Here is a 21444-nt window from a genome sequence, read left to right as displayed (position 1 = left end):
TCGCGGTACACCGCGACAAAACAAGGGCCCCGAAGGGCCCCTGTCGTAATAAGTCGCAGGTTTAATAAGACGGGACTTATGCGGAATAATACATCTCGTATTCGACCGGGTGCGGCGTGTGGTCAAGCCTGGAGACTTCTTCCATCTTGAGCGCAATGTAAGCGTCGATGAAATCATCATCCATGACCCCGCCGGCCTTGAGGAAATCGCGATCCGCATCGAGGCTATCGAGCGCTTCGCGCAGCGACAGGGCGACGGTGGGAATGTCGCGCAGCTCTTCCTTGGGCAATTCGTACAGATCCTTGTCCATCGGATCGCCCGGATGGATCTTGTTACGGATGCCATCGAGGCCTGCCATCAACAACGCCGTGAAGGCGAGGTATGGGTTGGCAAGAGGATCGGGGAAGCGCACTTCCACGCGGCGGGATTTGGGCGACTGCCCGAACGGAATGCGGCACGATGCGGAGCGGTTGCGGGCCGAATAGGCCAAAAGGACCGGGGCTTCGAAACCTGGCACCAGCCGCTTGTAGGAATTGGTGGTCGGATTGGTGAAGGCGTTGATGGCGCGGGCGTGGCGGATGATGCCGCCGATATAATAAAGGCACGTCTCCGACAGACCGGCATAGCCATCGCCGGCGAACAGCGGCTTGCCGCCTTTCCAGATCGACTGGTGGCAGTGCATGCCTGATCCGTTGTCGCCATAGACCGGCTTGGGCATGAAAGTGGCCGTCTTGCCATAGGACTGGGCGACCTGCTGCACGCCGTATTTATACAGCAACACATGGTCGGCGGCCTCGATCATGGGCGCAAACTTGATGCCGAGTTCGTGCTGGGCCGAGGCCACTTCGTGGTGGTGCTTTTCAACAACGACGCCCATCGAAGCCAGGGCTTCGAGCATTTCCCCACGGATATCCTGCGCGCTGTCGAGAGGCGGGACCGGAAAATACCCCTTCTTGAGCCCGATGTGGTGGCCGTTATTGCCGCCTTCATAATGGGCGGAAGAACTGGTGATGAGTTCGCCCGCCTCGACCTCGAAGCCCACCGAATAGGTGGAGGTGGAATAGCGGACATCGTCGAACAGGAAAAATTCCGGTTCCGGACCGAACACGACGCTGTCACCGATGCCGGCGGTGGCCACATAGGCCTCGGCCTTTTTGGCAATCGAGCGCGGATCGCGGTTGTAGGGCTGATAGGTGGCCGGTTCGAGAATATCGCAGTTGATGCACAGGGTTGGGGCGGAAAAGAACGGGTCCATATAGGCCGATGCCAGATCGGGCATGAGCACCATGTCGCTTTCGTTGATCGCCTTCCAGCCGGCGATCGAGGACCCGTCGAACATCACCCCTTCTTCGAACAGATCGGCATCAACCACGGAGGCGTCCATTGTGACGTGCTGGAGCTTGCCGCGCAGATCGGTGAACCGCAGGTCCACATATTTGATGCCTTCATCCCCGATCCGCTTGATCAGGTCGCTTGCTGAACTCATGGAAGTTTCCAAATGTCTGGTGTTGGTGTGTGCGGTTAAAGGGCGGCGTCGCCGCTTTCGCCGGTGCGGATGCGGATTGCCTGTTCGACCGTCGAGACAAAAATTTTGCCATCGCCGATGCGTCCGGTCTGGGCGGCATTGCGGATCGCTTCGATAGCCTTGTCGGCCAGCTGATCGGGAACCACGACCTCGACTTTGACCTTGGGCAGGAAATCGACCACATATTCGGCGCCCCGATAGAGCTCGGTATGGCCCTTCTGACGCCCGAATCCCTTGGCCTCGGTAACGGTGATGCCTTGCAGGCCAACCTCTTGCAGGGCCTCCTTGACCTCATCGAGCTTGAAAGGTTTTACGATGGCCTCGATTTTCTTCACGTCCCATGTCTCCTGATTGCCGGGCTGCGCGTTAAGGAAAGCATACGCCGTGCCAGATGATTGCGCCAAATAAAAGAAGTTATAATTCAATTGGATAGAGCGGATAGTGAAGGTTTTCTCTCAAGAGCTAGGTCGGCGTGTGCCTTATTTTTAGGCACTACGCATGGAAAATGACCGGCAAATGGTGCGAAAAGGACTACGGGCGATGGCCCGTCCTGACGCCTGGGCACCACTGGACTGAGCGCAAACTCATGTGGGGCCGGTCAATGAGCCTTTGACTGGAAACCGATCTTGGGCTAGACCGCGTTCCAACTCGGCGCCCGGCGCACGAGGCGCGCGGGTGTGGCGGAACTGGCAGACGCACTGGATTTAGGTTCCAGCGCCGCAAGGCGTGGAGGTTCGACTCCTCTCACCCGCACCAGCCTCGATCGCTCGGCCTTTTCGAAAGTGTCAAACGCACCGGCTTGCCGCCGGCGGAATCCAAATACGGGATCGAACAGAAATGAACGTTACTGAAACTCTGAACGAAGGGCTGCGCCGCAAGCTCGATGTGGTCATTCCGGCGACGGTGCTCGCATCGCGCCTCGACGAGAAGCTCGACGAAGTTCGGGGCCAGGTACAGCTCAAGGGCTTCCGTCCGGGCAAGGTGCCGACCTCGCACCTCAAGAAGGTGTACGGCCGCTCGCTGATGAGCGAAGTGCTCCAGGATTCGATCAACGATACCGTTTCCAAGACCCTCGAAGAGCGTTCGGAAAAGGCCGCTGCCCAGCCGGAAATCGATCTTTCGGAAGACCAGGCCGTCATCAACCGGGTTCTGGACGGCGAAACCGATCTCGCGTTCTCGGTGTCCTATGAAGTGCTCCCGCCGGTCGAACTGATGGATTTCAAGTCCATCAAGATCGAAAAGCCGGTGGTCGAGGTGACCGACGCGCAGGTGGATGAGGAAGTCGAAAAGTTCTTCAAGCAGAACCGCGGCTACGAGGATAAAGGCGACGCAGGCGTCGTGGAAGATGGCGACAATGTCGGCCTGTCCTTCGTCGGCAAGATCGACGGCGAACCGTTCGATGGCGGCTCGGCAGAGCATACCCACATCGTTGTGGGGTCGGGCCAGTTCATTCCCGGCTTCGAAGAGGGCCTTGTCGGCCTGAAGAAGGGCGAGGAAAAGACCGTAGAAGTCACGTTCCCCGAAGATTATCAGAATGCTGAACTGGCCGGCAAGAAGGCACAGTTCGAAGTGACGATCCTGCACGTCGATGGCCCCAAGGCCGATGTCGAACTCAACGACGAATTTGCCAAGACGCTCGGCCTCGAAGACCTGGCAGCCCTGAAAAAGGCGATCCGGGACCAGATCGAAGCCCAGAACAAGAGCCTGTCCCAGCAGCGCGTGAAGCGCCTCGTGCTCGATGCGCTGGACGAAGGCCACAAGTTCGACGTGCCGGAAAAGCTGGTCGAAGCCGAGTTCAACGCTATCTGGAATCGCGTCAAGCATGAGGTCGAGCATCACGGCAAGACGTTCGAATCCGAGGGCACGACCGAGGACAAGGCTCGCGAGGAATACCAGAAGATCGCAGAGCGCCGCGTGCGTCTCGGCCTCGTGGTTGCTGAAATCGGCAACGTCAACGAGATCACCGTCAGCGACGAAGAGCACCAGCAGGCGCTGATCGCCGAAGTCCGCCGCTTCCCGGGCCAGGAGCAGGAAGTGTACGACTTCTACCGCAAGAACCAGCAGGCGCTGGCCGGACTGCGCGCGCCGATCTTTGAAAACAAGGTCATCGATTTCATCGTCGAACTGGCTGATGTGACTGATAAGACCATCGCCCGCGACGAACTGGCCAAGCTGGTTCGCGAAGGCGAAGACGGTTTCGATATCGACAACGATCACGCACACTGATCGCGCGGGCCGATCACGGCCACGTTATCGACACAGAACTCGCACAATGAACAAGGGCTCCGCTTGCGGGGCCCTTTTTCGTTGCCGGGCCGTGGGGGCGCTCAGGAAATCGGGAGTTTACGGGTGCAGGATCTGTTGACCCCAAAGCAGATGGGGCAGGCCGACCGGCTGGCGATCGACGCCGGGGTGGCTTCGTTGTCGCTCATGGAAAACGCGGGGCAGGCGGTTGCCTATGAGATTGCCCAGCGCTTCGTATTGCAACCGGTGCTGGTGTTGTGCGGGCCGGGCAACAATGGTGGCGATGGGTTTGTCGTGGCACGATTGCTGTCCGACAGGGGATGGCCGGTGCGGCTGGGGCTTGCGGGCAGCAAGGCCGATCTGCACGGCGATGCGGCGATCATGGCGCGCATGTGGCGCGGGCCGGTGGAGCCGCTGAGCCCTGACATATGTTCGGGCTTCGGGATCATCGTCGATGCGCTGTTCGGGGCGGGCCTGTCGCGCGGCATCGAGGGCGAACTGGCCGAGGTGATCGACGCCATCAATGCCAGCGACGCGCAGGTGGTGGCCGTGGATATCCCCAGCGGCGTGGATGGAGCCAGCGGCGCGATATCAGGAGCTGCGGTCAAGGCGGATCTCACGGTCACCTTCTTCCGCCACAAGCCGGGACATCTGCTCTATCCGGGTGCGGGGCTGTGCGGAGTGGTTCTGCTCGCAGATATCGGCATTCCCGACACGGTGCTCGATGAGATCGGGATCGAGCTGTTCGAGAACGATCCCCGCCTGTGGCAATTGCCGGAGCGCAAGCCCGATGGGCATAAATTCGATGCAGGGCATTGTGTGGTGGTCTCTGGCGACGCGCTGCACACCGGCGCGGCACGATTGGCCGCCATGGGGGCGGCGAGGGTGGGGGCCGGGCTGGTCACGCTGGCTGGTGACCGGGTAGCGCTGGGCGTCCACGCAGCGCATGTCACCGCCATCATGCTGGCCGAAGCCGCGGACGCCAACCAGCTTGCAGCGCTGCTCGAAGACGAACGGAAAAACGCCTTGGTCATCGGGCCGGGAGCAGGGGTTGGGGACGCAACGAGGGAAAAAGTCCTGGTGGCGCTGGAAAGTCGGGCGCGTCTCGTTCTCGATGCCGATGCGCTGACCAGTTTTGAGGGGAATCCGGACGATTTGTTTTCGGCGATCCGCAGGCGTCAGCCGCTATCGGTGGTGCTCACACCCCATGGGGGCGAGTTCCGGCGGCTGTTCGGCGCGATCGGCGGCGCCAAGACGGATATGGCGATCGAAGCGGCTAGACGCTCGGGCGCGGTGGTGCTGCTCAAGGGCTCCGATACGGTGATCGCCAGACCGGACGGACGGGCGGTGATCAATACGACCGGAACGCCATTGCTGGCGACAGCCGGGTCCGGCGATGTGCTGGCCGGGCTGATCGGGGGGCTGCTGGCGCAGGGAATGGGCGGGTTCGATGCGGCGGCGGCGGGGGCGTTCCTCCACGGACGGGCAGCGGAAGTCTTCGGCAAACGGGGGATGACCGCAGAGGACCTGCCGCCACTGATCCCCGAGGTGTTGAGCGACATCGTCCACGATTAGATCGACAGAGACAGCCGCGCTGCGCTTTGGTGAAGGCTTGTGCTGCCCGGAAAATTGTTTAGGGAAGGGCCTGACCATTTCGGAGGGCACCCATCGTGAGCGATATCACCGTTCCCCAGGCCATCGACGCCATTTATACCGCGATTCAGAACGACAACGAAGATCTGGACCTGCGCATTGCCGAACTCAAGACGGCCATGGCGGGCGAGGGGGTCAGCGAAGCAGTGTTTGAAACCGCGAAACTGGCGCAGCCCAACCGGCAGGGCCGCAAGCTGATGCAATCGTATTTCCGCAAGAAAGGCGTGGCCGTCAGCTTCGTCTAGGGGCCGGGCGCCAGCCGTTAAGCATGCGTCATAATTAGGCCACGCCAGGGTTGCTATTGAAGTCGATCCCAGCCAAGCCTATGTGACCGTTTACCGCCCATTAAGCAGCAATCGTCTGCACTGGCAGCAATGCCGATTCTGTCCCCCGGGGAGTTACCCATATGCGAGATCCCGTCGATCTTTACATGAACACGCTTGTGCCGATGGTGGTCGAGCAGTCGAACCGCGGAGAACGCGCCTTCGATATCTACTCGCGCCTGCTGCGCGAGCGAATCATTTTCGTGACCGGCGTTGTCGAGGACAACATGGCGTCGGTGATCGTGGCACAGCTGCTGTTTCTGGAATCGGAAAATCCGAAGAAGGAAATCGCCATGTACATCAACTCGCCCGGTGGCGTGGTGACGGCTGGCCTGTCGATCTACGACACCATGCAGTTCATCCGTCCCAAGGTGCAGACGCTGTGTCTGGGGCAGGCGGCCTCCATGGGGTCGCTCCTGCTCACGGCTGGCGACAAGGACATGCGCGGATGCCTGCCCAACGCGCGGGTAATGGTGCACCAGCCCTCGGGCGGCTATCAGGGCCAGGTGACCGACATCCTGATTCACGCCCGTGAGGCCGAAAGCCTCAAGCGCCGGCTCAATGAAATATACGTGAAGCACACGGGCATGGATTATCAACAGGTGGAAGACCTGCTTGAACGCGACAAGTTCCTTTCGCCCGAAGAAGCCCGGGAACTGGGGCTTATCGACCATGTTCATGAAAAGAGGGTCGTGCCGGACACCGGGGCCTGATCCCCGTCTGCCGGCCCCGGAATTGGGGGGCAAGCGGTTCATGCGAGCTGATTGCGCCCCCGTTCATCGACCTTTATGGTCATGGTGTGAATTACTGATTGTTCACGCACCGTCGGATATCGTCAAAGTCCGGCGAAACTGAATCAAGCGTTTGCAACGCTTCTGGAGTTGCTAGATGTCCAAGGAAAATTCGAGCGGCGACACCTCCAAGAACACGCTTTACTGTTCGTTCTGCGGGAAGTCCCAACACGAAGTCCGCAAGCTGATCGCCGGACCAACCGTATTCATCTGCGATGAATGCGTAGAGCTGTGCATGGACATCATCCGTGAGGAATCCAAAACCTCGATGGTCAAGTCCGCAGATGGCGTGCCCAGCCCGGCCGACATCTGCAAGGTGCTCGATGATTACGTGATCGGCCAGCGGAGCGCCAAGCGGGTGCTCTCGGTCGCCGTGCACAACCATTACAAGCGCCTGCACCACGCAGCCAAGAACCAGGATGTGGAACTGTCCAAGTCCAATATCCTGCTGATCGGCCCCACCGGTTGCGGCAAGACTCTTTTGGCCCAGACCCTGGCCCGCATTCTCGACGTGCCGTTCACCATGGCCGATGCGACCACGCTGACCGAGGCGGGCTATGTAGGTGAGGATGTAGAAAACATCATCCTCAAGCTGCTTCAGGCTGCCGACTATAACGTCGACAAGGCCCAGCGCGGCATCGTCTATATCGACGAGGTCGACAAGATCTCGCGCAAGTCCGACAACCCCTCGATCACCCGTGATGTATCGGGCGAGGGCGTGCAGCAGGCCCTGCTCAAGATCATGGAAGGCACGGTTGCCTCAGTACCGCCCCAGGGCGGGCGCAAGCATCCGCAGCAGGAATTCCTGCAGGTGGACACGACCAACATCCTGTTCATCTGTGGCGGGGCGTTTGCCGGACTTGAAAAGGTGATCTCGGCCCGTGGCGAAGGCTCGTCCATCGGCTTTACCGCCGAAGTCAAGGATTTGCTCGATCGCCGGGTTGGCGACGTGCTGAGCGAAGTCGAGCCCGAGGACATGGTCCGGTTTGGCCTGATCCCCGAGTTCATCGGCCGCCTGCCGGTGATCGCGACGCTCGAAGACCTCGACGAGGACGCGCTGGTGCAAATCCTTTCGGAGCCCAAGAACGCCCTGGTGCGTCAGTATCAGCGGCTGTTCGAGATGGAAGACGTGCAGCTCAGCTTCCACGAGGATGCACTCAAGGCCATCGCCCGTCAGGCTATCGCCCGCAAGACCGGCGCACGCGGCCTGCGCTCGATCATGGAAGCCATCCTGCTCGACACCATGTACGACCTGCCCTCGCTCGATGGCGTGGAAGAGGTGGTGATCAGCCAGGACGTGGTGGAGAACAAGGACGTGCGTCCGCTCTACATCTATGCCGAGCGTGCCAAGGAAGACATGAAGTCCGGCGCCTGAGCGCGCCGTACCTAAGGATATGCTGGAAAAGGCCCGACGCACGTTCGGGCCTTTTTCGTGGCTGGCGAGAACGGTTCCGGGACGGAAAACCCTCCGGAATTGTCCGTATGACGCAACAATGCGTGCCGTGCATGCCCGCAATGTGGTGGGCAAGCGGGAATTTGTTGGCGCTGAACTTGTGAACGCGCGCGGTTGCCCTATCTTAAGAGACAAAGAGTCGGTTCGGTTAGCCAATCCCTAACGGGTGAGGCGCACACTGAACCGCAAGACCCTACTTGTTGCCGGCTTTCTCCCTCCCTGGCCGGCAGCGGCGAAAGGATAGTAGTCCATGTCCGATACCCAACCCACCGCAGTTGAGTTCGACCGCGAAAAGGTTTATCCCGTCCTGCCGTTGCGCGACATCGTGGTGTTCCCCTCGATGATCGTGCCGCTCTTCGTGGGACGCGAGAAATCGGTGCGCGCGCTCGAAGAGGTCATGCGCGAGGATAAGCACATTCTGGTCGTGACCCAGAAGAATGCCCAGGAAGACGACCCGGAGCCTGAAGGCATCTATGAGATCGGCACCATTGCGACCGTTCTCCAGCTGCTCAAGCTGCCGGATGGCACGGTCAAGGTGCTGGTCGAAGGGCTGCATCGCGCCCGGATCGACAATTACGTGCAGACCGAGAACTATTTCGAAGCGCAGGCCGATGTGCTGCCGATCGAGGGCCATGACGCCGTCGAGGCGGAGGCCCTGTCGCGCTCGGCGGTCACCGAGTTCGAAAACTACGTCAAGCTCAACAAGAAGATCTCGTCCGAGGTCGTGGCCGCGGTCGTCCAGATCGAGGATCACTCCAAGCTTGCCGATACCATTGCCAGCCATTTGGCCGTCAAGATTCAGGACAAGCAGGACATTCTCGCCACGCCGGGCGTGACCGCGCGGCTGGAAAGAGTGCTCGGCCTGATGGAAGGCGAAATCGGGGTTTTGCAGGTTGAGCGGCGCATTCGCAGCCGGGTCAAGCGCCAGATGGAAAAGACCCAGCGCGAATATTACCTCAACGAGCAGATGAAGGCGATCCAGCGCGAGCTGGGCGACGGCGAGGACGGTGCCAACGAGCTCCAGGAGCTCGAAGAGCGCATCGCCAAGACCAAGCTCTCCAAGGAAGCGCGGCAGAAGGCCGACGCCGAGATGAAAAAGCTCAAGCAGATGAGCCCGATGTCGGCTGAAGCGACTGTGGTGCGCAACTATCTCGACTGGCTGCTCAACGTGCCCTGGGGCAAGAAGAGCAAGGTCAAGCGCGACCTCAAGTTCGCCGAGAACGTGCTCGATTCCGATCACTACGGCCTCGACAAGGTCAAGGAACGCATCATCGAGTATCTCGCGGTGCAGAGCCGGACCGGCAAGCTAAAGGGCCCCATCCTGTGCCTTGTCGGCCCCCCGGGCGTCGGCAAGACCTCGCTGGCGCGTTCGATCGCCAAGGCGACGGGGCGCGAGTACATCCGCATGTCGCTGGGCGGCGTGCGCGATGAAGCGGAAATCCGTGGCCACCGGCGGACCTATATCGGGTCCATGCCCGGCAAGGTGATCCAGTCGCTCAAGAAGGCAGGGAAGGCCAATCCGCTGTTCCTGCTCGACGAGATCGACAAGATGGGCCAGGACTTCCGGGGCGATCCGTCTTCGGCACTGCTCGAAGTGCTCGATCCCGAGCAGAACTCGGCGTTCAACGATCATTACCTCGAAGTCGATTTCGACCTCTCGGACGTGATGTTCGTGACGACGGCGAATACGCTCAACATCCCGGGCCCCTTGCTCGATCGGATGGAGATCATCCGGCTGTCGGGTTACACGGACGAGGAAAAGTGGGAAATCGCCCGCCGTCACCTCATTCCCGAAAGCTTCAAGGAGCATGGATTGCGCCCTGAAGAGTTCGAGTTGCCTGACGAGAGCCTGCACCTTTTGACTCGGCGCTACACCCGTGAAGCGGGCGTGCGGAGCCTCAAGCGTGAGATCGCCAACCTGATGCGCAAGGCGGTCAAGGATATCCTGCTGACCGGCAAGAAGAAGATCGTGGTGACCCCGGAGATCGTCGAGGAATATCTCGGCGCCCCGCGCTTCCGCTACGGCGAAATCGATGCCGAACCGCAGGTTGGCGTGGTGACCGGGTTGGCCTGGACATCGGTGGGTGGCGAATTGCTGACCATCGAGGGCATCATGAGCCCGGGCAAGGGCAAGATGACCGTGACCGGGAACCTCAAGGACGTGATGAAGGAGTCGATCTCGGCTGCCGCGACCTATGTGCGGGCCCGGGCGCTCGAATACGGCATCAAGCCGCCGCTGTTCGACAAGCGCGATATCCACGTGCACGTTCCGGAAGGGGCAACCCCCAAGGATGGTCCCTCGGCCGGCATCGCGATGGCAACGGCCATCGTTTCGGTGATGACGGGTATTCCGGTGCGCCATGACGTCGCCATGACCGGCGAAATCACCCTGCGGGGCAGGGTGCTGCCGATCGGCGGCCTCAAGGAGAAGCTGCTTGCCGCCCTGCGTGGCGGCATCAAGAAGGTGCTGATCCCTGAGGAAAACGTCCGCGATCTCAAGGAGATCCCGGATAACGTCAAGGAAGGCCTGGAAATCGTGCCTGTCAGCCGGATGGGTGAGGTGCTTGAGCATGCCCTGCTCGAACAGCCCGTCGCCATCGAGTGGTCGTTCGACGAGGACGCCAAGCCGGTTCCGGCCCCCGAAGGCGAGGCCGGCGCGATCGTGGCTCACTGATCGCGCGCGACACGACGAAAGCCGGGGCATTTCAGCGGTTTTGCTTGAACACTGAAATGCCCCGGAACAATCGGGAACGGCGTCCTCTCCGGGCGCCGTTCTTTTTTTGCCGGCACTATCGATTCGGGAGACAGCCAGTCCCGGCGATGCACCGCCGTTTTGGCGCTGCCTTAAGCGTCAGGCTTTTGCCACAATCGGACTTTGGGCCGGTATTTTCCCCAGTTTGCGAGCGAAATCGCCGGGAAACCCGCAGTTTTCCTTGCTTTTGCCCCGGAATCGTAAAAGGGTGAGGCCGCTTCCGCTCGTCCGAACGGATGGGCATATTCATTGTGAGGAAACGCTATGAACAAGAACGATCTGAGCGCGGCTGTCGCCGAAAAGGCTGATCTCACCAAGGCCCAGGCGGCGGCAGCGGTTGATGCTGTTTTCGAGGCCATCACCTCGGCGCTCAAGGACGGCGAAGAAGTTCGCCTGGTCGGCTTCGGCACGTTCGCCGCTGCCCAGCGCAAGGCCACCAAGGGCCGCAACCCTGCCACGGGCGCTGAAATCGACATTCCTGCTTCCATCCAGCCCAAGTTCAAGGCCGGCAAGGGCCTCAAGGATGCTCTGAACTAGGCTTCATTGCCGCAATCGAGTCTGGTTTGGCCCCGGGCAGGCGTCCGGGGTCTTGCCGTTTCCGGCCCGTGCCGGTTCCCCTGCGGTGCTATTGACGCCGCCGTGGTTTACGCCTAATCAGGCGCCAATAATTCATCCGGTTCGGCCCGCTGGCCAGTGCCGGAGCCAGACCGTAAAATGCACGGTCGGGGGCGATTAGCTCAGTTGGTAGAGCGCCTCGTTTACACCGAGGATGTCGGCAGTTCGAGTCTGTCATCGCCCACCATCCCCTTAAGGGCCATTGATTTCCAAGGCTTCTTTCCAGTTTTCTCCGCACCGAATCCGGGGCGTGCATCGCTTGCGTGCCGATAACGTGCTCGATGCCGATCTCTTCAACTGCTTGTGGACAGGCTGAATTTGGTAGGACAGTATGCGGTGAGCACTCGGCATGGAGTAAATATGTACAAGCACATTCTCATCGCCACCGATGGTTCGGAGCTGGCGGACAAAGGCCTCAAGCATGGCCTGGCTCTTGCCAAGGCACTCGGAGCAAAGGTCACGGTCGTTACTGTGACGGCCAATGAATTCCTGTCTCCCTACGCCATGGCGGAAGACGTGGCCGACGGCATCAATCCGCTGGAGGTACAGCGCAAAGCCTCAGCGGCCGAAGCAAACAAGATCCTTCAGGCGGCAAGCGCAACGGCGCAGTCCGTCGGCGTCGATATCAAGACCGTGCATATCGCCGAGCGCCCGCCAGCAGAAGGAATCGTTGAGACTGCGCTGGAGAATAACTGCGATCTCGTCGTCATGTCGTCGCACGGCAGGCGGGGCGTCCAGCGCCTGTTGCTGGGCAGCCAGACATCCGAGGTGGTTGCAACGATCTCTATTCCGGTGCTCGTCGTTCGATAGGGCGTTTTGGGGACGAGGGGACCCGGTTTTTCCCGGTCAAGAGCGCCTGATCCGAAGCAATCCGATCAGGCGCCTGAACGCCAGACTAATCCTGCCAGGACCTCTTGGTCCTCAATGCCCAAAGCAAGCCGACCAGCGCGCCCTTGAAAGGCCTTAAGATCAGAATACTGGCGATGGTCGCGATGGGGACGATGACCAGAATGGAAATCATCGGCGAGCCGACACCGGATACCTCAAGGAAGAAATATACGTGCGCCACTATGGCCACGATGACGAGGCCGACAGCCAGGGGCAGGAGCAGGCTCGGTTCAAACTGATCCAGATTTTCCCCGCATACCTCGCACTTCCTCAAGGTGAGGAAGCCGGAAAACATCTTGCCCTCACCGCAATTGGGGCACTTCCCCACAAAGCCTCTTCCCATGGCGCGTAGCGCATTACGGTTTTCGTGAGGCTCGTGGTCGACTTCGGACATGGTTCCTCTTTCCTCTCGCAGCATCGCCGCGTGATTGATTCCGTTTCGAACCGACTGGCCGTTGGAAGGGGTCCCAGCCGCTCCAATGATTTGTTGCAACGCTGCAACAGGCGTCGATTGTGGGCGCCCTTGCCGTCCCGGTCAATCGGGTTATGAGGAACCGTGGTCGTCCGATCGCTCGCCCTCGCGTCTGGCCTGCTCAAGATCGCTGTCTGACAGGATGCGAGTATCCGGGTCAGCTGCGTTTTGACCCGCAGGCGAAAAATGCAGCTTTTCCATATAGGGCGTGGGTTTGTTGCGCCGGTAATCGGCGAACTCCTTGGCGTAATAGGCGCGGGCCTGTTCTACTGATTTAGCGCCGGTGACAATGTCGTGCATCAGGTTGAGTGCCAATAAATTGGCCTGTTCATCATGGCACCGGGCAGAAACTTCTCCAGTGGTGCGCTCCACGATGACGCTCCCATCGAATGCAGCCAGATCGGAGAATTTTTCCACGGGGACGCGATAGTCGATGAATGACTCGACGGAATCGTTATGCGGAGCAGGGAAATTGTGCTCGTAAAATGCCTTGGAGGCTACAATGCGTTTCCACGGGCCGGGCCTGTCCCACATCAATTGGCTCTCTGTTATTTCATCGGGTTCGCCATATGTGTCGATGACCAATTGCGCTGCTTCCCGGGATTCCTCTGGCCATCCTTCGGTATGATGAGATCGTTGCGTGTTCGTCATGTCGCACCTCCGGTTCTCATAGGCAAACTGTCGGCTGTCCGAGAATGTTCCCTGGTCAGGCGCTAACGTCTTGTCACAAACCATATCCCCACAAGAGCAGCGAGCACGAGCATCAGGCCAAAGGCGGTCCAAGTTGTGGAGGGGCCCTCCAATGGTTCGCATTCCCCGATACAGGCGATTGGCTCGATCGTGACCAGCCCTGTTCCTTGCAGGAACCACAGGCCGCCCAGAAGCAATGCCAGGACGCTGACGATGCCAATGATCCACTTGAGCGCGTTCATCCGGGGCCTCATTGCTGATGGAGAGCACAAGCATAACGCGCGCGGGCGGGCTGTGGTTCGTTGGTCCCAACCTACAAAAGGGCGTGTTCCGCGCCGGGAACGGCCAACGGAGCCTCTGGGGCGGCATGAATGGCCCGAAATTACAGGTTGGCCGCCAAGTGTGCTATGATGGATAACAGAAGCGCAATCCAGCGCTTCCCCGCTTGCCCAACGGGGTGAGGCGGTCACCAGGATAGGAAGCTGTTTGCAGGTACAAGTTCGCGATAACAATGTTGATCAGGCCCTCCGGGTCCTCAAGAAGAAATTGCAGCGTGAAGGCGTCTTCCGCGAAATGAAAGTTCGTAGATTCTACGAAAAGCCCTCTGAGAAGCGTGCGAGAGAGGCTTCGCAAGCCGTGCGCCGCTTGCGTAAGGAGGCCAGAAAACAGGCTATTCGCGAGGGTGTCATTGCTGGCCCCAAGCGGAGGGCTCCAAACCGCCCCACAGCGCCTTCGATGGCGCGCGGCGGATAAGTCTTACGGAAAACCCAGCCCGCCCGGTCCTCCAGGCGGGTTTTTTCATGCCCCCGGTACTGGCGCCGACAGCCCTGGGCTGGCACGGTGCGTCATCGGCACACAAGCATCGAGTGTTCAAGAAAAGGGGGTGAAATGGAAATTTTTCAGGGTCTTTCGGCTTTTCCGATCACGCCCGCTGACGAAGACGGGGTTGTCGATGCCGAGGGAGTCATGGGCTTGTCCGCGCGGCTCGCAGCAGCGGGAGTGGACACGATCGGGCTTCTGGGAAGCACGGGAACTTATGCCTATCTGACGCGGACGGAACGCCGCCGGGCAATCCAGGCAGCGATGAAATCGGTCGGCGGCACGACGCCGCTGATCGTCGGCGTTGGCGCGCTCCGCACCGATGAGGCTCAAAATCTGGCCCGCGATGCACAGTTCGAAGGCGCGAGCGCGCTTCTTCTCGCGCCCGTATCCTATACGCCGCTGACCGAGGACGAGGTCTTTGCGCACTATGCCGCGGTGGCGAGCGCAACCAGTTTGCCACTGTGTATCTATAACAATCCGAGCACGACGCATTTCACGTTCAGCCCGGCGCTTCTCGGTCGCCTTGCCGGGGTCGCCAACATCAAAGCGGTCAAGATGCCTCTGCCGGGGGCTATGCCGATCGCGAGCGAACTCGACGTGTTGAGAGCGGGGCCGGCCGGTCGCCTCGCGATTGGCTATAGCGGAGATTGGGGTGCAGCAGAGGCGCTGCTGGCTGGCGCGGATGCCTGGTACAGCGTCGTGGCTGGCTTCCTGCCCGAAATTTCAATGCAAATGGTGCGGGCGGCCCGCGACGCCGATCGGCAGGAGGTGTCGAGGATCAACGGTCTGCTGGAGCCGCTTTGGGGCTTGTTTCGCCAATTCGGCAGTCTTCGTGTCGCCTATGCAGCGGTTAACGCGCTGGGCTTGAGCCAGGCCGCCCCTCCAAAGCCCATTTTGCCGCTCTCCAGTGCGGATCGTCAGCGTACGGTCGAGGCCCTTGCCCATGCGGGCCTTGGTTGAGTCAGCTAGAGAATGCTTCCATGTTGCATCGGAGCAGGGGAGAGCATGATGGACGCCAGCGTTAAGCGGCTGTTTGCCAGCTATGAGAGCTTTTTCAATCGTTTCTTGCAGGGTGAGCCCGACATGACTGAAGCCGGGGAACTCTATGCCCCCGAATTCATTGCTGCTTCTCCCACGGGCGTAATGACCGGCAGGAACGATGAGGAGTTCCGCGATAACCTGATCCGGGGTTATGACCATTATCGCGCCATAGGCACGCGCCAGATGCAGGTCCGCGATGTGCGCATCTCGCCCATCGAGGACCTCCATTGCGTGGCGCATGTGGGCTGGACGGCGACCTATCTGCGCAGGGACGGCACGGACGTGGATATCGATTTCGAGGTGCATTACCTGGTTCAGGTGCTTGGCGGCGCCGCCAAAGTGTTTGGCTGGGTGGCTGGGGACGAGAATGCGCTGCTCAAACAGCACGGAATCATCTGATTTCGCGGCTTCGAAGAAAAAGAATGCCGTTTGGGAAGGCGTTTTGTCACGGGCGAGCTCCCTAAGGTGGTTATCGGGCCTTGCGCTCCCTATGTCGAAAGAACGTGAGACAGTGTTGGAACGAGGGGCAGCATAGGCCTGCATAATTTTCCGGCTCCGTTTGACGGTATAATAAAAATTCGGGCACTTGCTGGGTTTCTCCGGACAAGAACTGCCCTTTTCAAAGGAAAGAAAATACGCATGCTTTACGTTGATCTCCCTTCTGCCAAAGATATTGCAAAACTCCACAAGGTCCGGTCCAAGGCGGCCGTGTCGATCTATCTGCCCACCACTCCGATCACTCAGGATACCGATGGCAATCGGATCGAGCTGGGTAATCTCTTGAAGGACGCGATCGCGCAGGCGCAGGAGGCGGGGATCGACAAGAAAGCGGTCGCCAGCCTGGAGGAGCACATCAACGACTTGCGCGAGGATGATGAATTCTGGCGCTTTCAAGCCCATAGCCTTGCGATTCTGGCGACACCGGAACGCATCTGGACCTACCGCCTCGCCAACACGCTGACTGCATCGGTAGAGGTATCGGATCGCTTCCACCTCAAGCCGCTGTTGCGCGCGGTCACGTTCCCCAATTCTGCGCATGTGCTGGCCCTGTCCGAAAACGGCGTGCGGCTGGTGGAGATTTCCGCAGATTTGCCGCCCAGCCTCGTCAAGGTGGATGGGCTTCCCAAGGACGCGGCCAGCGCTGTGGGCAAATCGACCATCAACGATCGTAGCGCCAGCCGCCGTATCCAGGGTTCGGAAGGCCAGAAGGTGCGGCTTGCCCAATATGTACGCCAGATCGATGCGGCTCTGCGCCCGATCCTTGGGCAATCCGACATTCCGCTGATATTGGCCGCAACCCAGCCCATGGACGCCATTTTTCGCTCGGTCAGCTCGCTGAACCCGCTCGATGAGGCGATCAGCGGCAGTCCCGACCGGCTGAGCGAACAAGAGCTTGCCGAGGCGGCACGCCCGGTGCTCGACGCCGATTATGCCAAGCGGATCAGCGACCTCAACGCCATGTTCGAGGCGCGGGCGGGCGCGCGCATGGCGACCACCGATTTTTCCGACGCTGCACGGGCGGCAACGTTCGGGGCCATCGATACGCTTCTGGTAGACATCGACAGCGTCGTTGACGGCTATGTCGATGACGAGACCGGCGCCATCACCCTCGATGAGGGCAAGGATGCAAAGAATTACTGCATTCTCGATGAAATCGCCGCCCGCGCGCTTTCGTCCGGCGCGACGGTTCTGGCAGTCCGCGAAAGCGATATTCCCGGCGGCAAGAAGCTGGCCGCCATTTTGCGCCGGAACGTCTAAAGCGCTTCTCCAACCAGTGGGGCCCGCGATTCCGTCGCGGGCCCTTGTTATTGGCGCGGCGATACGGGAAGCGCTAATCCAGGTGCGGTTTGCTGCCCCGCAGGGCCTTGATCGCGCCGCGGCGGGTCTTGGCGTCGAGGCGCCGTCGTTTTGATGCGAGGGTAGGGCGCGTGGGGCGGCGCGTGCGCGGAACATGGGCTGCCGCCCGGATCAGTTCAGCCAGCCGGTCGAGGGCATCGGCCCGGTTAAGGGGCTGGGTGCGATAGCGATCGGCGGTGATGACGATGACTCCATCGCGCGTGACGCGCGCACCGGCCCGGGCAAGCAACCGGGTTTTCAGGTCTTCGGGCAGCGTGGGCGAGCCGACCACATCGAAGCGCAATTGCGCCGCGGTTGCGACCTTGTTGACGTTTTGCCCGCCGGGGCCGGAGCTGCGCACATAGGTGAGGCGGACTTCGGAAAGCGGAAGACTCAGGGCAGGGGTGATTTCGATTCGATCTGACATGCTGTCCTGAGGTCGTTGGCAGCTGCTTTTAAATGGCATTGAGCCGAAGATTCGCATGCCCGGACGGAAATATCTGCCGGGCGGCGAGGATTTCTCCCGTTGCGATGATCCTAACAGCCGCGATGGCTCCGGGACAGTGCTGCACAGCGCTGCAAAAAAGAGCGGATGCGAGGCGCAAAAGCCTGATTTCCCCCATTATGACAGGGGGTTGCGCCGTTCTATGTGGGCAAAAGCATAATTCTTCACAGCAGGCACCGGAACCCGCTTGACTTGGTCAGGGGGTGCCGGTAAACGAAGCACACCTTGCGGGGACGAGACGTTCCCGACCAGCAAGGGGGTGTAGCTCAGTTGGTTAGAGCGCCGGCCTGTCACGCCGGAGGTCGCGGGTTCGAGTCCCGTCACTCCCGCCATTTTTCCAAGGCTTTCAGTCGTTTAGGCGCTTCCGAATGGTGGCGCCTTTTTTGTGTTCCCACTTCTGTTGGCCGGGTGTTCCCGCTTTTTGCGCTTGGTTTGTTCACGAGTGCAGCTTCGTGCGTCCCTTTCGACGCGCGGCAGTGACCGAGAGGATCGTTTCGAACTCCACCGGCACGTAGGTGGCAAAGAGGGCGTTTGAGGCCGGGAACGCCTTTACCATTGCCGGGTCTCCGATTGCCAAAACAGCGCGGTGATCGAATCGGGGCTGAATCTCAGCCTCAGTCCTGACGCCATGTTCGGCCTCTTCTACAGCGACCAGATTGCTTCCAGGCGGTGCTCAGCGTGGACGGCGCGGAGACAGAACATTGGCTAGATCCGAGATAGAGTGAGTTTTGAGATTGAATCCTCAACCTCGTGGGTCACGACCGCCAGAAGTTCACGTGCAAAGGCTGAGGCGAGGGGGGATCGGTCATCGCGCGGATAAATCGCCGCGAAATCGAAAGCGATGCGCGGGCGAAATCGACGGACTTCGATGCGAGTAAGGTCAGAACCCATGATGGAAAAAACGTCGACCACCGCGATGCCGAGGCCACGTGCGACATAGGCACTGGCGGTGTTGGAAAACAGTGTCTGCACAAGACTGCCGGTCTCGACGCCCGATATCCTGAGCGCTGCCTCAACTTGAAGGCGCAACAAGCTGCTCGCGCCTAACGCGACGAAAGGTTGGCCCGCCAGATCTTGAACCGAGATTTCATCTTTCCGGGCGAGTTCATGCTGCTTGGGCAGAATGCAGATCGCTTCGGAGACGGGCATGTCCAGCCTGTCCAAGTCATCGCGCTCAAGCGGAATGCGACCGATACCGAGATCGACTTCGTTGTGGGCGAGCGCATCGAGAATGCGGGTTGAAACGTCGGATTCGATGATCACGTCGATCTCGGGAAACCGCTCCCTGAACCTGCCGATCGCTTCGGGCAAAACGCGCGACGACAGCGTTGGCATGGCCGCAATTCTAAGCTGTCCTCCGCGCTTGTTGCGCAAATTGCGCGCCGCTTCCACGACCCGCTCCAGACCAAGAAAATAGCGCTCAACATCACGGTATAAGATTTGAGCATCGCGAGTCGGGGTCATCCCGCCGGAGCGCCGCAAGAACAGCGAAAAACCTAACGCGATCTCCAGTTCCTTGATGAGGCGCGTGATGGCGGGCTGGCTGACATGCAAGATTTTGCCCGCTCCAGTGGCGCTTCCACACACAATGACGGCCCGGAATGCAGCAAGCTGCCGAGGATTTAGAGTGGAGATTGGATTGATACGCATGGGTCCTCCTCGCTTCGATGCCGAGCCATGGGTGCTATAACAAACTGTTATGACAGATGACTACATTCGATTGGAACGAATGGCAAAGGCGAAGCAGACTAGCTCGTCATTTGCGAGGTTAGTTCAGTATGCCTGATATCATCGGCGAGTATATCGATCGCCTGATCACCGTCGAAATGCGCAACCGCGGGATGAATCACAACATCATCGCGCCCATCTATGCCGAGGCGCGCCGCGAGGGCGGCGGGCGACCAATCACGGCGCGGGCGGCTGAAGCGCTTGTCGACAAGGTTGGTGAAGGCGATGTGGTCTTCATCGTCACAGGCGCCGGTTATGGCCCTGAAGCGCCATGGGGCGAAAGCGATGGCCCTCCGGGCGCTGCGGCGTTGGCGCGGGCAATCTATTGGGGTCTCAAGGCGGTGCCGGTCTTTGTGACCGAAGTCTGCCACGCCAACCCCATGATCGCTTCGAGCGAAGCGGCCCATCTCATGATCCGCGATTTCGAGCTGGCCAAGCACCGCCGTATGGGCGCTGCGCTGGTTACCGCTCCTGAAAACCAGGACGAGATCGAAGACTGGGCCAGTGAAATCCTGACGCGGATGGACCCCAAGGCGATCATTTCCATTGAGCGTCTGGGACCCAATGAGAATGGTGTTGTCCATTACTCGACCGGCGTCGCGCCCAAGGGCTGCGTCAATATCGGGCCTCTATTCGATGAAGCCGCCAAGCGCGGCGTGCTGTCCATCGGCGTCGGTGATAATGGCAACGAGATCGGCTTTGGGCGCATCCACGCTTTCATGCAGGATTTTCATCCCTATGGGCGCGAAACCCAAACGGACCAGCCGGGTGGCGCGATCACCGTCACGCCGACCGATATTTTTCTGCCGGCCTCCATCTCCAATTGGGGTGCCTATGGCATTGCGGCGATGCTGGCGTTCCTGCTCAAGGACAAGGAACTCGTCCAGACGCCCGAACTGGAAAAGAGGATCGTGACCGCGTGTCTCGATGCCGGAGGCTGGGAGATGCGCTACTGCACCAACCGCTTCATCGTCGATGGCGCTGAGGGCGAGAGCGGCATGGCCATAGTTCAACTGCTTCGCGACATGGTGCGCGTCAATATTGCCGAGCCCGATCGGGGGCTCTCGCATGGTAAAATGAAGTCAAAGTGAGGAGAAATAAATGACATTTAAGGCTTTTGCCACTGGGGCAATGCTCGGCCTTGCGGCTCTGACCGCTACAGGCGCGGCGCTGGCTCAGGATTACCCGACGCGAACCATTCAGATCATCGTGCCCTATGCCCCCGGTGGGCAAGGCGATATCACCGCCCGCCTCATCGCAGAGCATCTGAGCCCGGCGCTCGGCAAGCCGGTGGTGGTTGAAAACCGTCCCGGTGCAAACGGAACGATCGGCGGAGATCTCGTCGCCAAGTCCGATCCTGATGGATATACGCTTGAAGTTGTCGTGCAGTCGCACGTTCTGGCTGGCGCGTTGATGCCGGGCCTTACTTACGACCCGGTCGACGATTTTGAACCCATCTCGCTGATGGCCCGGACTCAGCTGGGGGTCGTGGTGCCCGCCAGCCTGCCGGTCGAAACGCTTGGCGACTTTGTCGATTATATCGAGGAGCGCCCCGGCGAGCTTGGCTTTGCGTCCGCCGGACACGGAAGCAACGCCCATATCTTCACCGAGTGGTTTCTGGATATGGCCGACCTTGACATGATCCATGTCCCCTATGCCGGCAGCGCCGCAGCGCATCCCGATCTTATCAGCGGTGTGGCAACCATGGCGTTTGATACGCTCGCTTCGGTGCAGGGCCTGGTAGGCGACGGACGCCTCAAGCTACTTGCCGTTGCCGGGGCCGAGCGGCATCCGGAATTCCCCGACGTTCCTACGATCGCCGAATCCGGTTTTCCCGAATATGACGCTTCGTCCTGGAGTGCGCTGCTGGCCCCGGCCGGCACCCCTCAGGAGATCGTTGATCGGCTGAATTCCGAAGTCGTTGCCATTCTCGCTCGTGAAGACGTTGCGGAGCGGCTCGCGACGCTGGGCGCAACTATTGTTGCGTCCTCGCCTCAAGAAGCGCGTGAGATCATGGAAGACGAAGTCGTCCGCTATACCGATCTGATCGAGCGGCTCGAACTGGCACAATAACGCAATTGGCGGCCGCGTCCTCCCAAGGGCGTG

21 protein-coding genes and 3 tRNA genes are annotated in these 21444 nt (G+C 60.2%); 17 read left to right on the top strand and 7 right to left on the bottom strand.

Annotated features, from left to right (window positions below; genetic code table 11):
- Positions 1–76: 76 nt before the first annotated feature.
- The gene (glnA, locus tag VNS12_RS12445) at positions 77–1486 is read right to left on the bottom strand and encodes a type I glutamate--ammonia ligase (RefSeq protein ID WP_325488161.1); all 1410 of its coding nucleotides are present in this window, start codon (positions 1484–1486) and stop codon (positions 77–79) included.
- Positions 1487–1521: 35 nt separating this feature from the next.
- Positions 1522–1860 (bottom strand): P-II family nitrogen regulator, encoded by a 339-nt coding sequence (locus VNS12_RS12440; RefSeq protein ID WP_325488160.1) that lies wholly within the window; start codon positions 1858–1860, stop codon positions 1522–1524.
- Between the two features lie 336 nt (positions 1861–2196).
- Between VNS12_RS12440 and VNS12_RS12435 the strand changes: the two genes are divergently transcribed.
- From VNS12_RS12435 to VNS12_RS12390, 10 genes are all read left to right on the top strand, one after another.
- Positions 2197–2281 (top strand) — tRNA-Leu (locus tag VNS12_RS12435).
- Between the two features lie 81 nt (positions 2282–2362).
- Complete coding sequence (gene tig / locus VNS12_RS12430) at positions 2363–3751, top strand: trigger factor (protein ID WP_325488159.1); 1389 nt, start codon at positions 2363–2365, stop codon at positions 3749–3751.
- A gap of 123 nt (positions 3752–3874) precedes the next feature.
- Positions 3875–5344, top strand: coding sequence for an NAD(P)H-hydrate dehydratase (locus VNS12_RS12425; RefSeq protein ID WP_325488158.1), 1470 nt, complete (start codon positions 3875–3877; stop codon positions 5342–5344).
- Positions 5345–5439: 95 nt separating this feature from the next.
- Complete coding sequence (locus VNS12_RS12420) at positions 5440–5667, top strand: hypothetical protein (protein ID WP_325488157.1); 228 nt, start codon at positions 5440–5442, stop codon at positions 5665–5667.
- Positions 5668–5828: 161 nt separating this feature from the next.
- Positions 5829–6458, top strand: coding sequence for an ATP-dependent Clp protease proteolytic subunit (locus VNS12_RS12415; protein ID WP_325488156.1), 630 nt, complete (start codon positions 5829–5831; stop codon positions 6456–6458).
- Positions 6459–6633: 175 nt separating this feature from the next.
- The gene (clpX, locus tag VNS12_RS12410) at positions 6634–7911 is read left to right on the top strand and encodes an ATP-dependent Clp protease ATP-binding subunit ClpX (protein WP_325488155.1); all 1278 of its coding nucleotides are present in this window, start codon (positions 6634–6636) and stop codon (positions 7909–7911) included.
- 328 nt (positions 7912–8239) lie between these two features.
- Positions 8240–10663 carry an endopeptidase La gene (lon, locus tag VNS12_RS12405; RefSeq protein WP_325488154.1) on the top strand — a complete coding sequence of 808 codons (2424 nt, stop codon included), beginning with the start codon at positions 8240–8242 and terminating at the stop codon, positions 10661–10663.
- Between the two features lie 342 nt (positions 10664–11005).
- Positions 11006–11278, top strand: a complete 273-nt coding sequence (locus tag VNS12_RS12400) for an HU family DNA-binding protein (protein ID WP_325488153.1) — start codon at positions 11006–11008, stop codon at positions 11276–11278.
- Between the two features lie 189 nt (positions 11279–11467).
- Positions 11468–11543: transfer RNA gene (locus tag VNS12_RS12395), tRNA-Val, on the top strand.
- A 173-nt stretch (positions 11544–11716) separates the two neighbouring features.
- On the top strand, positions 11717–12166 hold the full coding sequence (locus VNS12_RS12390) for a universal stress protein (RefSeq protein ID WP_325488152.1): 450 nt from the start codon (positions 11717–11719) through the stop codon (positions 12164–12166).
- Positions 12167–12251: 85 nt separating this feature from the next.
- Here the strand turns inward: VNS12_RS12390 and VNS12_RS12385 are convergent, their stop codons facing one another.
- The 3 genes from VNS12_RS12385 to VNS12_RS12375 form a co-directional block, all read right to left on the bottom strand.
- Positions 12252–12638, bottom strand: a complete 387-nt coding sequence (locus tag VNS12_RS12385) for a DUF983 domain-containing protein (RefSeq protein ID WP_325488151.1) — start codon at positions 12636–12638, stop codon at positions 12252–12254.
- A gap of 150 nt (positions 12639–12788) precedes the next feature.
- Entirely contained in the window at positions 12789–13367 is a 579-nt protein-coding gene (locus VNS12_RS12380) for a hypothetical protein (RefSeq protein WP_325488150.1), read from the bottom strand.
- Positions 13368–13429: 62 nt separating this feature from the next.
- Positions 13430–13648, bottom strand: a complete 219-nt coding sequence (locus VNS12_RS12375; RefSeq protein WP_325488149.1) for a hypothetical protein — start codon at positions 13646–13648, stop codon at positions 13430–13432.
- Positions 13649–13892: 244 nt separating this feature from the next.
- Here VNS12_RS12375 and rpsU point away from each other — a divergent pair, with 244 nt between their 5' ends.
- The 4 genes from rpsU to VNS12_RS12355 all read left to right on the top strand — a co-directional run bounded on the left by rpsU (position 13893) and on the right by VNS12_RS12355 (position 17027).
- Positions 13893–14159: a 30S ribosomal protein S21 gene (gene rpsU / locus VNS12_RS12370; RefSeq protein WP_325488148.1), complete on the top strand. Its 267-nt coding sequence runs from the start codon at positions 13893–13895 to the stop codon at positions 14157–14159.
- 135 nt (positions 14160–14294) lie between these two features.
- Positions 14295–15188: a dihydrodipicolinate synthase family protein gene (locus tag VNS12_RS12365; protein WP_325488147.1), complete on the top strand. Its 894-nt coding sequence runs from the start codon at positions 14295–14297 to the stop codon at positions 15186–15188.
- A 45-nt stretch (positions 15189–15233) separates the two neighbouring features.
- Positions 15234–15668, top strand: a complete 435-nt coding sequence (locus tag VNS12_RS12360; protein WP_325488146.1) for a nuclear transport factor 2 family protein — start codon at positions 15234–15236, stop codon at positions 15666–15668.
- Positions 15669–15908: 240 nt separating this feature from the next.
- Complete coding sequence (locus VNS12_RS12355) at positions 15909–17027, top strand: baeRF11 domain-containing protein (protein WP_325488145.1); 1119 nt, start codon at positions 15909–15911, stop codon at positions 17025–17027.
- 73 nt (positions 17028–17100) lie between these two features.
- Here the strand turns inward: VNS12_RS12355 and arfB are convergent, their stop codons facing one another.
- A complete protein-coding gene (gene arfB, locus VNS12_RS12350; RefSeq protein WP_325488144.1) occupies positions 17101–17532 on the bottom strand; it encodes an alternative ribosome rescue aminoacyl-tRNA hydrolase ArfB in 432 nt (143 codons plus the stop codon).
- Between the two features lie 333 nt (positions 17533–17865).
- Between arfB and VNS12_RS12345 the strand changes: the two genes are divergently transcribed.
- Positions 17866–17942 (top strand) — tRNA-Asp (locus VNS12_RS12345).
- A gap of 373 nt (positions 17943–18315) precedes the next feature.
- On the opposite strand, the gene VNS12_RS12340 is transcribed toward VNS12_RS12345, so the two are convergent.
- A complete protein-coding gene (locus tag VNS12_RS12340; protein WP_325488143.1) occupies positions 18316–19260 on the bottom strand; it encodes a LysR substrate-binding domain-containing protein in 945 nt (314 codons plus the stop codon).
- 128 nt (positions 19261–19388) lie between these two features.
- Between VNS12_RS12340 and VNS12_RS12335 the strand changes: the two genes are divergently transcribed.
- Both VNS12_RS12335 and VNS12_RS12330 read left to right on the top strand, forming a co-directional pair.
- The gene (locus VNS12_RS12335; protein WP_325488142.1) at positions 19389–20429 is read left to right on the top strand and encodes a glutamate cyclase domain-containing protein; all 1041 of its coding nucleotides are present in this window, start codon (positions 19389–19391) and stop codon (positions 20427–20429) included.
- A gap of 10 nt (positions 20430–20439) precedes the next feature.
- A complete protein-coding gene (locus VNS12_RS12330; protein ID WP_325488141.1) occupies positions 20440–21411 on the top strand; it encodes a tripartite tricarboxylate transporter substrate binding protein in 972 nt (323 codons plus the stop codon).
- Positions 21412–21444 lie beyond the last annotated feature (33 nt).

This window comes from Pelagibacterium sp. (assembly GCF_035555455.1).
Taxonomy (GTDB): domain Bacteria; phylum Pseudomonadota; class Alphaproteobacteria; order Rhizobiales; family Devosiaceae; genus Pelagibacterium.
Note: the sequence above shows the minus strand (reverse complement) of the source record. Positions and strands in the feature narration are given on the sequence as shown.

Coding starts and splice junctions, on each gene's coding strand:
- glnA (WP_325488161.1), bottom strand. CDS start 1,486: ATGAGTTCAGCAAGCGACCTGATCAAGCGGATCGGGGATGAAGGCATC.
- tig (WP_325488159.1), top strand. CDS start 2,363: ATGAACGTTACTGAAACTCTGAACGAAGGGCTGCGCCGCAAGCTCGAT.
- VNS12_RS12415 (WP_325488156.1), top strand. CDS start 5,829: ATGCGAGATCCCGTCGATCTTTACATGAACACGCTTGTGCCGATGGTG.
- clpX (WP_325488155.1), top strand. CDS start 6,634: ATGTCCAAGGAAAATTCGAGCGGCGACACCTCCAAGAACACGCTTTAC.
- lon (WP_325488154.1), top strand. CDS start 8,240: ATGTCCGATACCCAACCCACCGCAGTTGAGTTCGACCGCGAAAAGGTT.
- VNS12_RS12400 (WP_325488153.1), top strand. CDS start 11,006: ATGAACAAGAACGATCTGAGCGCGGCTGTCGCCGAAAAGGCTGATCTC.
- VNS12_RS12390 (WP_325488152.1), top strand. CDS start 11,717: ATGTACAAGCACATTCTCATCGCCACCGATGGTTCGGAGCTGGCGGAC.
- VNS12_RS12385 (WP_325488151.1), bottom strand. CDS start 12,638: ATGTCCGAAGTCGACCACGAGCCTCACGAAAACCGTAATGCGCTACGC.
- VNS12_RS12380 (WP_325488150.1), bottom strand. CDS start 13,367: ATGACGAACACGCAACGATCTCATCATACCGAAGGATGGCCAGAGGAA.
- VNS12_RS12375 (WP_325488149.1), bottom strand. CDS start 13,648: ATGAACGCGCTCAAGTGGATCATTGGCATCGTCAGCGTCCTGGCATTG.
- VNS12_RS12365 (WP_325488147.1), top strand. CDS start 14,295: ATGGAAATTTTTCAGGGTCTTTCGGCTTTTCCGATCACGCCCGCTGAC.
- VNS12_RS12360 (WP_325488146.1), top strand. CDS start 15,234: ATGATGGACGCCAGCGTTAAGCGGCTGTTTGCCAGCTATGAGAGCTTT.
- VNS12_RS12355 (WP_325488145.1), top strand. CDS start 15,909: ATGCTTTACGTTGATCTCCCTTCTGCCAAAGATATTGCAAAACTCCAC.
- arfB (WP_325488144.1), bottom strand. CDS start 17,532: ATGTCAGATCGAATCGAAATCACCCCTGCCCTGAGTCTTCCGCTTTCC.
- VNS12_RS12340 (WP_325488143.1), bottom strand. CDS start 19,260: ATGCGTATCAATCCAATCTCCACTCTAAATCCTCGGCAGCTTGCTGCA.
- VNS12_RS12335 (WP_325488142.1), top strand. CDS start 19,389: ATGCCTGATATCATCGGCGAGTATATCGATCGCCTGATCACCGTCGAA.
- VNS12_RS12330 (WP_325488141.1), top strand. CDS start 20,440: ATGACATTTAAGGCTTTTGCCACTGGGGCAATGCTCGGCCTTGCGGCT.